Raw genomic sequence first — 16417 nt, forward strand, 5'->3', positions numbered from 1 at the left:
CCGCTACCCGAGTGACTTCATGGCTGTCGGCCAGATGCCGTGCAACTCGTTCTGCCAGTACGGCCAGGAATGCGTCCCCGGCGTGTACACATGCGTCGTGACGTCGACACCCGCCGAGCGGAGCGACCACGCGAATCTCTTGATCTGCTGCGACAGTGGTGCCTCGGCCAGCATGCTCACCAGCAGCACACCGGGTGGGCGTCCCGTGTCCAACGGTCCGAGCTCGCTGCTGCCCGCGGACAGATGGACGTGCGTTCCGCGGAAGGAACGCGGCATGGCAACGGGATTGTGGGCTCGCCAGACTCCGGCGTTCTTCACCGGGTCGCCCCACACTTCTTTGATGTCGATGCCCTCCCTCCCGGTACCGAATGAGAGTTCCAGGCGCACGACAGAGTCATTCAGATCCACGTAAGAACTCATTGAGGCCACGTAACGGAACATCCCCCGGTGGTGCGCCGCGTAGTTGAGTGCGCCGAAGCCTCCCATGGACACTCCCACGATGGCTCGTGAGCGGCCCGCACGGTACTTCTTCTCCATGAGCCGCACGAGTTCGTCGGTGTGAAAGGTTTCCCAGCGGGGAGTACCGGCGAACCAGTCACTGTAGTAGCCGGCCTTTCCGGCGTCCGGCATGACGATGAGCACGTCGGATTTCTTCGCCAACGCTTCCACATCCGTCTCGCGTGTCCAGGACGTGTAGTCGTCGTTGCCGCCATGGAGCATGTAAAGAACCGGAAAGGTGGCTCTCGGCTTTTTACTCCAGCTCGCGGGAAGAATGACGCGGACCGGGATGGACATTCCCATCGCCGGAGAACTGACTGTGAGATCGCGCATCCGGTCGTCGATGGTTTTCACGGCAGTGACACGAGCCTCTGCGTGGTGAGGCTCTGGCGTGCCGTCCGGTCTCCGCTCAGCCGCATGCGCCTCGGTCGAGAGGAGAACGGCGGCGAGCCAGAGGCACACCAGATTCGTTCTCGCGTACTTCAGAAAAGTGACCCACACAGCCGGGAGCATGACGAAATGCGTTGGTCATCACCAGCAGACACTCCGTTCAACGGAGGGCAGTAGCCCGTACAGCCGAGCAGCGTTTGCAGGGCAGCAGGTTCAGCGGCTCTCGTGGAAAGCAGTCGTGAGCCGTGAGCCACATTGAAGCCGAAATGACATCGCCCCTTCCGTAGCAATCATCGCGGGTCACGCCATTTCAAGATCCATGTGGCAGTCCGAGGACGGTAAAGGGGCGGTCCGTGGATCGGCCGGCCCAGCGGGTGGCGGCTTCAGTGATCGCGGTGCGGCCGGCGAGGCGGTGTGCGCCGATGGCGGGGTTGCGCGGTGAGGCCATCGCGCTTGGGTCGGGGCGAGCCGGTACGGACGCGAGAGGCGTCCTCGTCATAGAGCGTGTCCCTGACGAAGCGCAGGACTTCAAAGGCCCACCGCCCAGCGCACAGCCGGACGACGTGGCGGGCACCGGCGCGGGCGGAGGTCAGGCTGGTGACGCCGAAGACCGCGACCGCACTGTGGAACCGGCCGGTGAGATCGTGGACGTATCGTTCACACGGGTACACCTGCTCGGTGGGGAGACGGCAGGTCCGGCGGGGCGGGCCACACCTGCAGTGTGCGCTTCCCTCCCGCACACGCTCACACACCACCGCACCCCTGCAAAAATCTTGAAACGGCCGTGCATCGCGCGTGCAGACGCAGCGGGGCTCGAGTCGCTCCCTGTTCCGGACCACTTCACGGCAGCCTCCCAGCGCGCCTGCGACGTCGACATGTTCGAGGGCGTCGAGGACGAGGACATACGTAAGTCCCTGATCGTCGGGGACGTGCCGATGCCCGAGTTCGCTCCGGAAGAGGCTGATCGCCGTGATGGCGACTGCGGTCAACTGCAACACGGTCTGACGGCCGTGTTCGAGCCGTTGCCGACCTTCCGGTTCCTCAAGGAAACAGGGAAGGCCGGGAGATGGGAGGCCCGGCACGACCTTCCCCACCACGAGACGGTCGGCGAGGACCCGCACGTCGTGTTCGAGCACGTCGGCATGAAGACCTTCACGGTGTCCGTGTTCCTGGCCGGGCGAGGCGGGACGGTCGTCACCTCCGGATCCAGTACCGGCTACCAGCACACCTACGAACAACCGGTACCGGTGCATGCGGCTGAAGCGGAGCATCGGCGGTCACGGTGCGAACCTTCACGAGCGGTGTGAGGCCGACCGGCTCATCACGATGGGCAGCGTGGTTCCCGCCCTGCCGACGACGTATCCGCCGGCACAGGCCGGGGCGGCCGCACGGACTTCCAGGCCATCAGCGCATCGGCAAGGCCGGTGTGCTGTGTCTGGCTCCGCGTACCGGGCTCGGCGTCACCGACTCGCAGGCCCGTACTCGGGTGGGTGAGGAGCGGTTGCGCCTGTTCCGCAGGTGAGCCCCACGGAACAGGCGCGGTGCGCCGATCACTGCGTGGGCCACCCCATGGCGCGGGTGACGTGCTGCGCGATGGTCTGGACGTGAGGGGGGTCGATGACGGACAGGTGGTCGCCCTCGACGGGGACGATCTCGAGGGTCTGACACAGGGGCGCCCATCCGAGGTCGGCGTCCTGCCGGAGGTAGCGCGGGTCCAGAGCGGTGGTGAGCTGCTGCGGTTGCTTGGCCCGGTAGAGGACTACGTGGTCCTCCTGGGGACGGGGGACATACCGTTCGCCGACGCGGGCATCGACGTACGAGGTCCGTTGGTGCTCCATGATCCCTGGGCTCATGTCGACGCCGGCGTCGGCGACCAGACGCATGATCACGTCGATCTGCTGATCGTCCGGGGTGGCCGCCAGCTCCTCGTAGGGCAGGTCAAGGCGGTGCCCGTACGTCTTCTCGATGTACTCGGCGAAACGACCGAAACGCTCGAGCAGGAACTCCCGTGATTCCGGTTGCGGCAGGGCGGGGGGCAGGACGGTGTCGATCAGTCCGAGGAACCCGATGCCCTGTCCTTCTTGCCTCAGTTGACGAGCCACTTCGTAGGCGAGACACCCTCCGAAGGACCAGCCGAGCAGGTGGTAGGGCCCTTCCGGCTGGATGTCACGGATGAGCGCGCGGTAGTGGGCCGCCTTCTCCTCCATGGTGCTCAGCTCGTCGACGCGTTCCAGGCCGTACACAGGCTGTTCGGCCGGCAACAGCCCCATCAGGGGCAGGTAGACCGAGGTCGGGCCGCCGGCGGGGTGGAAGGTGAACAGCGGAGGCCGCTCCGACCCGGCGAGTGGGGGGCGCAGGGTGGTGAGTGCCGACCGGCCGGTTCGGTTGACGACCGGCCGGATCAGTTCGGCGACGGCTGTGACGGTGCGCGGGGCGAGGATGGCGTCGGCCGTCAGGCTCAACTCGGTGTCGTCGCCGAGGCGCCGGTGAATGGCGTCCGCCAGGGCCACGGCGGCAGCCTGGTCCCCGCCGGCGGTGGTGAAGTCCTCCCGGATGTCCTTGGACCCTTGCTGCAGGACTTCGGCCCAGGCGCTCGCAACCAGCCGCTCCGCGGCGTCCCTGGGGGCGAGGAAGCTCGGCAGCGTGGGTGTGGACGGCTCGGCCTGTCGTGTGTCGTCGGGCTCCATCGGCTGGGAACCGGCCGTCGGCTCCGTGGCGTCGAGACCGAGTTGTTCAAGCACCGCGCGGCCGAGTTCACGCAGGCTGGCGCCACGCAGCAGCCAGGGCGCGGGCAGGTCGATGCCGAAGTCCTGGCGGAACGCGTTGCGGATGCGCACCGCCACCAGGGAGTCCAGGCCCAGTTCGGTCAGCGGGATCGTCTCGCTGAGTTCGGCGGCCATGAACCCCATGATGGCTGCCGTTCTTCTGACCACGCGTGCGTACACCATGTCTGCGGCGGAGCTGCCGAGAGCCGCGATGCCGTGGGGGCCGACCCAGTCTTCGGCGCCGGGTGAACCGTCCCCAAGGACATCGGAGAAGAAGGGGATGGCGGACAGGCCGGGGAACGCCCCCAGCACACGGTCCGTGTCGAGGTGGACGACGCCTACGTGCGCGCGATTGAGGGTGACGAGTGCCTGCAGGACGTCCATTCCCTCGCTCATCTGGATGGGTTCCAGGGCCAGCACCGGGTTTCCGGCCGCCATGCCGACGTTCTCCCAGGGGCCCCAGGCGATGGAGCTCGCGGGCAGGCCGCTGGCTCTGCGGTGGTGGGCCACGGCGTCGAGCCAGGCGTTGGCGGCCGCGTAGGCGGACTGTCCGGGTGAGCCGAGAAGTGCCGCGGCGGAGCTGTAGATCACCCACCAGTCCAGATCGTGGTCGGCGATGACCGCCTCAAGGTTCCGGGCTCCGACGGCCTTCGGCCGCAGCACCGTGTCGATGTCCGCCGGTTCGAGGTCGGTGATCACGCGGTCGTGCAGGACGCCGGCACAGTGCGCGATGCCGCGCAGGCTGTGGCCCTCGGCGAGGGCGGCACGCACCAGGTTCGTGGACACGTCTGGGTCCGCGATGTCCCCTTGGACCACGGCGACGGAGGTTCCCCGGTCCTGCAGCTCGGCCAGGACGGCCTGGGCCTCGGGTCCCGGGGTACGGCGTCCGTTGAGGACGATGCGCCCGGCACCCTGCTCGGCGAGTCGGCCCGCTGTCGCCAGGCCCAGTCCGGTCAGGCCCCCGGTGATGATGTACGCACCGTCGGGACGGGTGAAGGCCACGTTGTCGTTGCGCTGTGCGCTGAGGTCGGCCCGGGCGAGATGGGCGGTCAGACGTGTGCCGGACCTCCAGGCGATCTCGTCCGCGTCGCCGCCCGCGAGGAGTTCGCGGGCGAGGTCGTCGACCGCGCCGGGCTGTTCGTCGATGTCCACCAGCGAGGCCCGCAGATGAGGGTGTTCGAGCGCGAGGACCCGGACGAGTCCACGCAAGCAGGCGAGATACGGCGTCCCGGGTTCCCCGGACCCTGTCGCCTGTGCCAGCACGGTGGCCATCCACAGGCGCGGCGGTTGCCGGTGCGTGGCGCCGGCCAGGCGGCGCGCCAACCGTGCCGCCGTGTGCAGTGGCCGCATGTCGTCGTCGCGTTCGTGCTGCTGGAGGAACAGGACTACGGCACTCGGGCCGTCCTGCGGGGCCTCCAGCCAGGCGTCGAGTACGGCGTCGCAGGCGTCGTCCCGGGCATCGGTCGGCGTGACGTCAACACCGCCGGCTTCCAGGGCCGCCACGAGCGAGGCCGTGGCGCCGCCCGCGGCGTCCGGTTCGTCGCTGACGAGCAGGGCACGCTGCAGACGGCTCGATGGCAGGGGAACGGTGGACTTCTCCCACTGGATGTCGTAAGTGCACGTCTCGAGGGACCGGGGCACTGCACGCCGCTCGACGGGCCGCAGCTGAACGAACCGGGCGACGATCTCGCTGGTGGCGCCCCGGGCGGAGACGTGCCACTGGTCGACGCCTGCGTCCGCAGGGCCGACGCTGTCGACGGGCGTGCAGCAGATGTCATAGCCGGTGTCGAGGACGCCCGGACCCTTGATGTGCAGGGACCGTACGCCGACCGGGACGGTGTGTGCGGCGGCCTGGACGGTGCGGTCGCTGCCCGGTGGTGTGTCCGCAGCGCTCTGCGCCTCCAGCATGGCGGTCAGGACATGTGCGTAGGACGACCGGTGGGGGGGCCGGGTGTCCTCGGGGACGATGTGCCGGACGAGGGCGGGCGCCGGTTCCGACTCGGGGTCGTGCTCGCCCTGGGGTTCCGGGTCGCGGGTGACGCGGGCCGAGGCGTAGCAGCGCCAAGTGGTGCCGGCGCCGCAGGCGTGGAGGGTGATGGTTCCGTGGGTGCCGGAGGCCGGTTCCCACACCGCGGTCAGGGGGGTGCTGCTGGAGATGGCGAGCCACTGATGGATCTGCAGGTCCTCGATGCCGAGGTGGGTGACGCCCTCCCGGGCCCACAGGTCCAGGCCGGCTTCGATCATCAGCTCCGCGGCCTCGACGAGGGTCAGCACCGCTCTGCCGTGGACCGTGCTGCGGGTGCCGTGCCGCAGCGTGCCGACGTCTCCCTGCCACAGCACGGCGCCGGTCCTCGGGTCGTCGGTGCGTCTGCCCAGCAGGGGATGACCGCCGGTTTCGGTCGATTGGGCGGGGCGGGGGAACCAGAACCGTTCGTGCCGCCACGCGGGTGTGGGCAGTGCGGTGCGCGCACCAGCGGGCCACAGCCCGGGATTCAGCGTGACGCCGGCGAAGTGCAGCCTGGCCAGCGCGGCCCGTACCTGGACGGTGTCGTCGGTGTTCTTGTGCAGGGTCGGGACGACCAGCGCCTGATCCCCCGCCGGGGTGGCATCGAGGCTCTCCGCGAGCGGGACGACGACGATGGGGTGGGGCGAGATCTCCAGGAACAGGGTGTGGCCGTCCTCGGCTGCCGCTGTCACCGCCTGTTGCAGGCGCACCGAGCGGCGGACGTTGGCGCACCAGTAGCTCGCATCGGCTGCCGTGCCTGCGCGGGGATCATCGAGGACTGTGCTGTACCAGGGTGTGGTGGGTGTGTGCGGGCGCAAGTCGACAAGATCTTCGCGCAGTGGCGTCAGGATGGGATCGACCAAGGCTGAGTGTACGGCTCCGCCAGTCTCGAGCAGCCGGGCGAGCCGGCCCTGCTCGGTCAGCTCGTCCACCACGTCGCGCACCGCTTGGGCCGGTCCGGCCACCGTGCAGCGTTGGGGCGAGGACTGGACGGCGACCTCGACACCGGGAAAGCGGCTGAGGATGGCCGTCCGGGACTCTACGGGAAGCTCCACCGCGGCCATCGCGCCGGTGTGTTCGGCTTCGAGGGTGGCGAGGTGGGCCGATCGGCGGGCGATGACGCGCAGTCCGTCGCGGTCGTCGAGAGCGCCGGCGAACACGGCGGCTGTGACCTCGCCCATCGAGTGGCCGATGACGGCGGCGGGTTCCACGCCGTAGGCCTGCATGGTCCGCGCCAGAGCCAGCTGGAGTCCGAAGAGAAGCGGCTGGATCCGGTCCACTGTCCGGGCGGAATCGGACATGAGCATGTCGGTCAGTGACGAGCCGGTCTCCGCGAGGAAGTTCGCATCGAGCGCGGACACCTGGGCGGCGAAGAGGGCGTCGTCGGTCAGTAGGCGCCGCCCCATGCCCTCCCACTGTGAGCCGTAACCGGAGAAAACGAAGACCGGTCGGCGCGCTGTGAACGACTGCGCCGCTCGTGCGTCGGTGCACGCGGCGACCACGCCGGGAACCGTCTCCCCCCGGGCCAGCGCGGCCAGCCCGGCAGCCGCCTCGGAGCGGGTCCGCGCGACGACGGCGGCGCAGGACGGGCCACGGCGGTGCGAGGCGAGCGTGTGGGCGATGTCGGTGAGGGCGGGCGCGTCGTCGGCGGCCACCCATCGCGACAGGCTCGCGGCCACGTCGGCGAGCCTGCCCGAGGAACGGGCGGACACCACCAGGATGTGCGGGTGGTCGGCCTCTTCGTCCTCGGCCCGCGTAGGCTGCGCGGGATTCGCAGCGGTCGGCGGCGCCTGCTCGAGTACGGCATGGGCGTTCGTACCACCGAAGCCGAAGGCGGACACACCGGCGCACCCCGGACGGTCCCCGGAGGTGGGCCATGCGGTCGGTTCGGTGACCACGCGCAGGCCCAGCTCGGTGAAGTCGATGTGGGGGTTGGGGCTCTTGAAGTGCAGGCTGACCGGGATACGGCCGTGATGCAGGGCCAGCGCGGTCTTGATCAGGCCGATGATGCCGGCCGCGCCTTCGAGGTGACCCAGATTGCTCTTGACCGATCCGATCAGCAGTGGCCGGTCGGGCTGCCTGCCACGTCCGACGACCGCTCCGAGGGCAGTCGCCTCGATGGGGTCCCCCAGCAGGGTGCCCGTCCCGTGCGCCTCGACGTAGTCGACGGCGGCCGCGTCGATGCGTGCGTCGCGCAGGGCGTCGCGCAGCAGCGCTTCCTGCGCCGCCGGGTTGGGTGCCATGAGGCCCGCCGACCGGCCGTCCTGGTTCACGGCGGTGCCCCTGATGACAGCGAGCACCCTGTCGCCGTCGCGCCGGGCGTCGGCAAGCCGCTTGAGCACGACGACGCCGCAGCCCTCACCACGGGTGATCCCGTCCGCCGCGGCGTCGAAGGGTTTGCACCTGCCGTCCGCGGCCAGGATGCCGGCCTGTTCGAGCGAGGCCGTGACCGCTGGGGACAGGAGCAGGTTGACTCCTGCGGCCAGTGCCGTGTCGCACTCCCGGCTGCGCAGGCTGCGGCAGGCCAGGTGCACGGCCACGAGGGACGACGAACAGGCCGTGTCGGTGGTGATGCTGGGGCCGCGGAGGTCGAGCAGATAGGACACGCGGTTGGCGACGATACTGCCGGCGGCTCCGGTGCTGGTCCACGGGGTCAGTCGCGCGGGATCCGAGGTGGTCAGATGCCCGTACTCGAGGGCGCTCAGGCCGACGAAGACGCCGGTGGGGGTGGACTGCAGGGCGTGGGCGGGTACGCCCGCATGGTCCAGCGCCTCGCAGATGACTTCGAGCACCAGCCGTTGCTGCGGATCCATGACTTCGGCCTCGTGGGGCGTGATGCCGAAGAACTTGGCGTCGAATCCCTCGATGTCGTCGAGAAAGGCGCCCCACAGTGTGGTGGATTCCATCAGGGCGGTGACGTCGGGCGCTGTGCCGGAGAAGTTCGGCCAGCGTTCTTCGGGCACCTGGCCGACCGCGTCCGTTCCCGCCGTGAGCTGCTCCCAGAACGCGTCCGGCCCGTGTACGTTGCCGGGCAGACGGCAGCCGATGCCGACGACGGCGATGGCACCGTCGTCGGTGCGGGCGGTGGTGGCCGCCTCGTCGGGCGCACGGGGCTGCCGTTCCGACTGCGCGGCATCGGCCTGGTCGGCCTTCGTCAGGGTGGCGACGAGTTGTCCGATGGTGGGGTGCTCCCACAGCAGCGTGGCGGACAGCGATCGGTCGAGCATCTTCTCCAGTTCGCCAGTCAGTCCGACGGCGTCGCGGGAGGTGAGGCCGTACTCCGCCAGAGGTCGGTCGTCGTCGAGTTGTTCCGGCGAGATGCCGCTGATGTCCGCGACTAACTGCACCAGTGCGTTCCGCAGGTCGGCAAGGCCCGATCCGGAGCGGCCGTCCGTGGTGGAGGTGGTGGCCTGGGCGTTGTCCTCGACCGGCTCCTGGTGTCCGCCTGGCTGGTTCATACGTTGTCGGTCTCCCTCTGTACGTGGGTGTCGGAGGTCCAGGCACCCCGGAGGTAGCGCTCACGGCAGGCGCCGCGGGCGACCTTCCCGCTGGTGGTGTGGGGTACGGTGCCGGGCTGGGCGAGGACGAAGTCGTGCACCGCGATGGCGTGACCGGCGGACACCGCCACGCGTACGGCGCGTGTCGCCTCGTCCCGGACCCTGTGGGGTTCCGCGAGGTCACGGGCGTGCTCGGCGACGACGACCAGGCGTTCTCCGTCATCAGTGGGGACGGAGAACGCCGCGGTGTGATGGCGGCGGATCGCCGGGTGGGCGTTCTCGACGGTGTGCTCGATGTCCTGCGGATAGTGATTGGTCCCGTCGATGATCACGAGATCCTTGATGCGACCGGTGATGTAGAGGTGCTTGTCGTGCCACAGACCAAGGTCTCCCGTGCGCAACCAGTGATGCGTCCCCTCGCCCGGGTTGTCGCCGTGGAGGGTGGCGCGGAAGGTGGCCTCGCTCTGTTCCGGGCGTCCCCAGTAGCCGCGTCCGACGTTGGGGCCGCGCAGCCAGATCTCGCCCACGCGCCCGTCCTCCAGCCGGACGAGGCCGGCCGGGTCGACGATGGCGGCCTCCTGGTCGGTGGGCCGTCCGCAGCCGACCAGGCGGGTCACGGCCTGTCCCTCGGTGCCCTCGGCCAGCCGGGCGGTGCCGGCCGCCAGCGCGTCACGGTCGAAGGAGGTGACGGTCGGTTCCTCACCGGCCGGTGAGGCGGAAACGAACACAGTCGCCTCGGCCAGCCCGTAGGACGGGCGCATCGCCGTGGGGACCGCGCCGACCGGGGCGAAGGCCTGCTGGAACCGCTGGAGCGTCTGCTCGGCGATGGGTTCACTGCCGTTGACCATGGCGGCGACCGTTCCCAGCGACAGCTTCGCGCGCTCCTCGTCGGTGACGCGGCGCGCACAGTAGTCGTACGCGAAGTTGGGGGCGGCGGTGAGCGCTCCCGGGTATTCGCTGAGCAGCCGCAGCCATCGGACGGGCTGTTGCACGAAGGCCAGCGGATCCATGAGCACGGAGTGGACGTGGCCGACGACAGGAACCACGATCGCCAGCACGAGCCCCATGTCGTGGTACAGCGGAAGCCAGCCGACGGTGCAGTTGCGCCCGGCTCGGATGTCGTACGCCTTCAGCGCCTGGCGTGCGTTGGCGCAGACGTTGGCGTGGGTGATCTCCACACCGGACGGCATGCGGGTGGAGCCCGAGGTGTACTGCAGGTAGGCACAGTCCTCGGGGCGCGGATGAGGGGCCTCACCGACCGTCGGTTCGGCCCTTGCCGCCCAACCCGAAAGCAGGTCCTCCTCGGTGACCACCCGCACGCGGAGGCCGTCCTGGTTGGCGCAGAACTTCTCCGCGGCCTGAAGCGAGTCGGGACTGGTGAGGGCGAGCACCGGGTCGGCGTCGGCGAGCGCGGCGGCCAGTTTCTCCGCATGGCCCGGCAGAGCCGGGGGGAAAAGGGGAACGGCGATCGCACCGGCACACGTGGCCGCGAGGAAGCCGACGACGTAGTCCAGGTTCTGCGGACCCACGACGGCCACCCGCTCGCCGGCCGCGCCGCCGTGACGCAGGACCGCCGCGAGGGTACGTACCCGCTTCTCCAGTTGGCGCCACGTCAGACAGCTGGAGGCTCCGTCGCGATCGGTGCTGAAGTCCACGAAAGTGAACGCTTTTCCATCGGGGGTCTGCGCCGAGGCCCGGGCGAGATGATGACTGATCGTGTCTTTCATGGTTTTCAGCACTAAGTCACCGAACCTTCGTTCTCGACAGGCAACGGGACTCCTCAGCCGTCAACCTGTCAGGCGAATTGATGACAGCCGTCGCCGTCCATCACCGATTCCCAATGGATAGTGGCAGTGGTGAGCGATCAGCCAAACACGGAGACGTACCAAGAATGCAGCGCCACGCCGAGATCCCTGCCCGGTCGGCGTACGGAAACCGAGCGGTGTTTTCCGGCAGCACACCGGATACCGTAATCAGGGTGTCCGGAAGTCGCGCCTTCCATGCCCACGGGGCAGAGTACGGAGAAAGGGCGCGCAGAACGTGGCGGCCCCTTACCACCGTCCGCGCTGCTCAAGGCAGGTACCGTGAGCCGACTGCGTGTCCTAGCCATCCTCGTGGCTGTGCTGCTGCCGTCCTTCATGACGGCCCTGGACAACACCGCCGTCAATGTGGCACTGCCTCAGATCCAGGCCGAACTCGCATTGAGCGAGGCCGACCTCAAATGGGTGGCGGCCATTTACCCTCTCACTCTCGCCAGCCTTCTGCTGCTGGGCGGGCATCTGGCCGACACCGTCGGGCGGCGTGCGACGCTGTCGCTCGGTGTCGCCCTCTTCACCGTCGCATCGGTCGGGTGCAGTGCGGCACCCTCGGGGATGGCGCTGATCGCCTGCCGGGCGCTGCAGGGAGCGGGCGCGGCGCTGATCCTGCCGGCCTCACTGGCGGTCCTGTCGCACGATCTGCCGCCTCGCGCACGCAATGCGGCCTTCAGCGCCACCACCGCCGCGTTGGCTTCCGCGCTGGCCTGCGGCCCAGTGGTCTCCGGTGTCATGACACAGCACCTGGGCTGGGAGTCCGTGTTCGCCATGAACACGCCACTGGGCTGCGCGAGTCTCCTCGTCGGCTTCCTCGTCCCCCGGCCCGGGCTCTCGCCCCGTGCCGCGTCCACGCCCTCGGCCACGCTCTCGCTCCGCGTCGTCGCGTTGGCCTGTTGCTCGCTGGCGGCCCTCGCCTACTGCCTGATCGAAGGGCCTGAACAGGGTTTCGGCAGCATTCCCGTCGCCACGTCAGTGGGCATCGTCGCCGCATCGGCCGTCCGTCTTTCCTACGAACTGACATCGCGCCGGAACACCGTGCTGCGGCTCCTCTTCCGGCAACGCCCTTTCGTCGGCGGAATCATTACTCAACTACTATGGGGTCTGAGCGTGAGCGGAGTCTATTTCTTCACGTCCCAGTTTCTGCAGAACGGCCTCGGCCTCGCCCCGACACCAGCCGGGCTGACATTCATTCCCGTGGCCTTTTCCCTGATCGTCACCACCCCTTTCATCGCGCGTATGGCGCGCCGCTGGGGAGACGGCCGGATCTCCGCTGCGGGTCTGCTCATGGTCGGCCTGGGGTTGCTGATGGTCGCGCTGGGCAGCTCCGGAGGGAGTCTTGTCCATATTGTTCCCGGACTTTCGGCCATCGGCTTCGGCTCCGCGCTGGCCGTTCCTCTGACCACCCGCGCTTTGGAATCCTCACCCGATCACCTTTCCGGAATCGCGGCCGGATTGTTCAGCGCCGCCCGCGAGGCGTCCGGGGTCATCGGGATCGGCCTGGTGGGCGCCATCGTGTCGTTCGTGGAACATGCCGCAGCCGCCGCCGGGGCCGATGACTCGGATGCCTTTCTCTCCGGCTACCAGGCAGGTCTGTGTTTGGCGTCAGCGCTGGTCGGGGCGGGAGCTCCCATCGCGTTGTGGGCGCTGCGCCACCGCAGAGGTACACCAGAAGGCGATAGGGGAGCGTCCGTATTCACCTCGAAGCCAGGACCGTGACGGATCAGGCCCGCCCGAGGAGCACCCCCACGGGCGCAGGGCTCCGTCGGACATACGATCGCTGTGCAGAAGCCCCGCCGGAACATGGCGGGAGCAATGCTCAAGACCTGTGGATCAGCCCTTGGGAGGGACGCGGAGGGCGTACCTTCCCGAATGATCCTGATGGTCACCGAGTAGGCCCGCGTTCGCAGCGCGGGTCGGGAAGGCACGCCCGTGCTCGGCGTAGTGAACGCCGACGGCTCCACCGAGTCCGGCTCCCTGATCGACGAGATTGTGCGTGAGGGCGCCCGGCGGATGCTCGCCGCCGCGCTGGAGGCCGAAGTCAACCAGTACATAGCCGAGTTGGCGGCCGAGACGGACAGGGCCGGCCGCCGCCTGGTGGTCCGCAACGGCTACCACCAGCCGCGGACCGTGGTCACCGCAGCCGGGCCGGTGGAGGTGAAGGCGCCGCGGGTGAATGACCGCCGTATCGATGAGGAGTCCGGAGAGCGCAAGACGTTCTCCTCCAGGATCCTGCCGCCATGGTGCCGCAAGTCGCCGAAGATCTCCGAGGTGCTGCCGCTGCTGTATCTGCACGGCCTGTCGTCCGGGGACTTCGTTCCGGCGCTGGAGCAGTTCCTCGGCGGCACAGCTGGGCTGTCCGCGGCGACGGTGACCCGGCTGACGAAACAGTGGCAGGACGACCACGCCGCCTTCTGCGACCGGGACCTGTCGGACCGCGACTACGTGTACGTGTGGGCCGACGGGGTGCACCCCAAGGTCCGGCTCGGGCAGGCGCACTAGCTAGTGCGTGCTGGTCCTGCTCGGGGTCCGGCTGGACGGCACCAAGGAGCTGATCGCGCTGGCCGAGGGTTTGCACGAGTCCACCGAGTCGTGGGCCGACCTGCTGCGCGACTGCCGCCGTCGGGGCATGCGCGATCCCGAGCTGGTGGTCGGGGACAGCGCGATGGGGCTGTGGAAGGCGCTGGCCGAGGTGTTCCCGACGGCCCGGCATCAGCGACGCTGGGTACACAAAGCCCGCAATGTCACGAACTGCTTTCCGAAGTCCGCTCAGCCGGGCGCGACGAAGGCGATGCAGGAGATCTACAACGCCGAGGACCGCGCGCACGCCGAGAAGGCGATCGAGGCGTTCGCGAAGACCTGTGGTGCGAAGTGGCCCAAGACCGTCGCAAAGATCACCGACGACCAGGAGGAGCTGCTGGCGTTCTACGGCTTCCCGGCCGAGCACTGGATCCACCTGCGCACGAACCCGATCGAGTCGACGTTCTCCACGGTCAGGCTCCGCACCAAGGTCACCCGCGGTGCCGGCAGCCCGGCCGCCGCTCTCGCGATGGTGTTCAAGCTGGTCGAGTCCGCCCAGGCCCGCTGGCGGGCCATCACCGGCGCCCACCTGGTGCCCCTGGTCCGTGCGGGCGCCCGCTTCGAGAACGGCGTCCTGGTCGAGCGGGAGGAGGCTGCCGCCTGATCCGCCCCACGCGTGGCCCATCGTGCTGCACGGCCCATACACGGCCGTGACGGCTACACCGCACCACCTGGGACGCCCGCCCCCTCGTGCTTCCTGCCACCACGACGGCGCCGCGGCACCTGTCGTTGGTCTGATACCCGGACCATAGGCACGATCACGGACTACTACCCGGAACGATCATTGGATGGACGCGGCCGTGCGAGCGTCGGCCTCCGAAGGACGGAAGGTGCACACGTCACGGACCGTATGGCGCACTTTGACTGGGTCAAGGTGCGCTTCAGCCCAGTCAAGTGCGCTGGTCCCCAACTGGTCCCCAACTGGTCCCCAAGAATGATCAAGGGGCCGTTTAAGATCTCCTCTGAAACGGCCCCTGACCTGCGACTTCGTAAAGTCGATACGACAGGATTTGAACCTGCGACCCCTTGACCCCCAGAAGGCCATAGGAACTACCTGTACATATCAGGCATAACTAGGGTGCAGGACGTGCGTCCCCGAGCGTGCTGTTCAGGGTCGCGAGCACCGTGTGGTCCCCAAATGGTCCCCAGGGCAGTGGTGACAGCGTGGGTATCTGCCTGCTGTAGACCAGCAGCTGCCGGACGGATCACCGCCGGGACAACGAGTGTGCATGGGGCGATACAGGCGAAGGCGATGCTGGAGAGCTACTCCACCGCCTACTGGGGGTCGGCCGGCTCCTTCGCCGCGGAACTGATCGTCTGCGCGCTCCTCTACCGCTCCGGCATACCCAAGCAGGACGACAACCGGCTGACGGCGGCCGCACCCGCGGCTCCATGGCGTTTCTGGACTGCCTGGAGCGCTACGGGGACCGTGCGCGGATCCGGCCGCAGGACGCGTGCGGCCTGCTGGACCTCGCCTCCTTCATTGTCTCGCCCCGCGTTGGCATGATGGTGCACGCCTGCGGCCCGGAGCCGCTGCTTGGGGCCGCGCAGGAGAGTTGCGTCGGCTGGACCGCTGGTAACCCAGGACATCGAGCGGTTCGCCCAGGTCCGGCCAACCGCCGAGGCTGCTCCGGCGGGCGCCTTCGACGTGGTGCTCGCCCGGTCGGGGTACAAGCTCACCGTGCCGCCGGACCGATCGGTGCTCGAAGTGGTGAAGGAGGCGGGTGTCCCGGTGCTGTTCTCCTGCCGGGAAGGCACCTGCGGCACCTGCGAGACGGACGTGCTGGACGGTACGTCGGACCACCGGGACTCAACTCTCGACGAGGACGAGCGGGCCTCGGACAACACCATGCTGATCTGCGTCTCGCGTTCCTGCGGCCCCCGGCTGGTGCTCGACCTCTGACGGGGAGGGCAGCCGCACGAGGACTCAGTCGTCGCTTCTGGAGTTCTCCCTCGGCAGGAACCTCTGGCGAGCCCAGAGGCTCAGCAGTGCCGTTCCGCCGACCAACAGCGGCACCGGGTCGCGGGAAGGCGGAGCCAGCACATATCCCAGCGCCATGGCCGTGCAGACTGTCAGGGGAATGAACGCCGCCGCACCCTCCATCCCCCATCGCAACCTCGGTTGAGCAGCGCCCAAGACGCTCGCCCCACCGGGCACCCAAGGGCCGACAGCGACCACCAGCAGTCCCGCGGTAACGCAGGCGTCGACCAGCTGACAGGACATCACCTTGGGGCCGTGCGGGCCGACCGCCCACAGTCGCAGGGTGTCGCCGATCAGCATGAGGGACACCCCGGCGAACCCGACCCACAAGGTGACTCTCTGGTCGCTCCGTACGAGACGGCGCAGGGCGAACAGAAAACTGAGGAACACGACCTCCGCGGCCCACAGAACACCGACCATCCCCGTCCCCAGCCGCCAACCGTCACCGGCCGCCCGCAGCAGTACCCATCCCGTCATGAACACGACCCCGGTCGTGACGACCCCGTCGAGCACGCGCCGCAGCAACACATGCCGACCTGTACCGGCATCGGCCGCGACCACCAAACCGGCCGCCCCCAGGCCGACCGTCAGCGTCACGCTGGTGACCACCACAGAACCCAGCAACGATCGCCCGTCCCCTCCCGAAGCCGGAGGCTGAGCAGACAGCACGGTGACCGCTCCCCGGTACACACCTCCGGCTACCGCGGAACCCCCCAACAGCAGCAGACGCGTCTGCACCCGTCCGCTCGTTCCCCTCGCGCGGAGCATCAGGGAGGCCGCCAACCCCCAGCAACCGGCGGACGGCCCGAAAGCCGCCGCCCGCGCCGCCCCGCTACCGGCGGCCCACGACCCGCCGAACGTCAGCACTATTCCCACGAGACCTGCCACGC

Annotated in this window: 8 protein-coding genes, 1 tRNA gene and 1 pseudogene; 5 read left to right on the top strand and 5 right to left on the bottom strand. The window is 68.9% G+C overall.

Going from position 1 to position 16417, the window contains the following annotated elements:
- Nucleotides 1–3: 3 nt before the first annotated feature.
- A complete protein-coding gene (locus RV986_RS07445) occupies nucleotides 4–852 on the bottom strand; it encodes an alpha/beta hydrolase (RefSeq protein ID WP_475916626.1) in 849 nt (282 codons plus the stop codon).
- Between the two features lie 599 nt (nucleotides 853–1451).
- Between RV986_RS07445 and RV986_RS07450 the strand changes: the two genes are divergently transcribed.
- Nucleotides 1452–2195, top strand: a complete 744-nt coding sequence (locus tag RV986_RS07450; RefSeq protein WP_475916627.1) for a hypothetical protein — start codon at nucleotides 1452–1454, stop codon at nucleotides 2193–2195.
- A gap of 243 nt (nucleotides 2196–2438) precedes the next feature.
- On the opposite strand, the gene RV986_RS07455 is transcribed toward RV986_RS07450, so the two are convergent.
- Complete coding sequence (locus RV986_RS07455; protein WP_475916628.1) at nucleotides 2439–9116, bottom strand: SDR family NAD(P)-dependent oxidoreductase; 6678 nt, start codon at nucleotides 9114–9116, stop codon at nucleotides 2439–2441.
- On the bottom strand, nucleotides 9113–10882 hold the full coding sequence (locus tag RV986_RS07460) for a fatty acyl-AMP ligase (protein ID WP_475916629.1): 1770 nt from the start codon (nucleotides 10880–10882) through the stop codon (nucleotides 9113–9115). Before RV986_RS07460 ends, RV986_RS07455 begins: the two co-directional genes overlap by 4 nt.
- Nucleotides 10883–11275: 393 nt before the next feature.
- Between RV986_RS07460 and RV986_RS07465 the strand changes: the two genes are divergently transcribed.
- Nucleotides 11276–12685 carry an MFS transporter gene (locus RV986_RS07465; RefSeq protein WP_475916630.1) on the top strand — a complete coding sequence of 470 codons (1410 nt, stop codon included), beginning with the start codon at nucleotides 11276–11278 and terminating at the stop codon, nucleotides 12683–12685.
- Between the two features lie 213 nt (nucleotides 12686–12898).
- Nucleotides 12899–14150, top strand: a pseudogene (locus RV986_RS07470) (IS256 family transposase).
- A gap of 391 nt (nucleotides 14151–14541) precedes the next feature.
- On the opposite strand, the gene RV986_RS07475 reads toward RV986_RS07470, so the two are convergent.
- Nucleotides 14542–14612, bottom strand: a tRNA-Pro gene (locus RV986_RS07475).
- Nucleotides 14613–14771: 159 nt separating this feature from the next.
- Here RV986_RS07475 and RV986_RS07480 point away from each other — a divergent pair.
- Complete coding sequence (locus RV986_RS07480) at nucleotides 14772–15053, top strand: hypothetical protein (protein WP_475916631.1); 282 nt, start codon at nucleotides 14772–14774, stop codon at nucleotides 15051–15053.
- 30 nt (nucleotides 15054–15083) lie between these two features.
- A complete protein-coding gene (locus RV986_RS07485; RefSeq protein ID WP_475916632.1) occupies nucleotides 15084–15449 on the top strand; it encodes a 2Fe-2S iron-sulfur cluster-binding protein in 366 nt (121 codons plus the stop codon).
- A 24-nt stretch (nucleotides 15450–15473) separates the two neighbouring features.
- Here the strand turns inward: RV986_RS07485 and RV986_RS07490 are convergent, their stop codons facing one another.
- Nucleotides 15474–16151: a hypothetical protein gene (locus RV986_RS07490; RefSeq protein ID WP_475916633.1), complete on the bottom strand. Its 678-nt coding sequence runs from the start codon at nucleotides 16149–16151 to the stop codon at nucleotides 15474–15476.
- Between the last annotated feature and the right edge of the window lie 266 nt (nucleotides 16152–16417).

This window comes from Streptomyces sp. RLA012 (assembly GCF_056270325.1).

Bases quoted from the DNA above. Each gene is read 5' to 3' on its own strand.
- RV986_RS07455 (WP_475916628.1), bottom strand. From the start codon at position 9,116: ATGAACCAGCCAGGCGGACACCAGGAGCCGGTCGAGGACAACGCCCAG.
- RV986_RS07460 (WP_475916629.1), bottom strand. From the start codon at position 10,882: ATGAAAGACACGATCAGTCATCATCTCGCCCGGGCCTCGGCGCAGACC.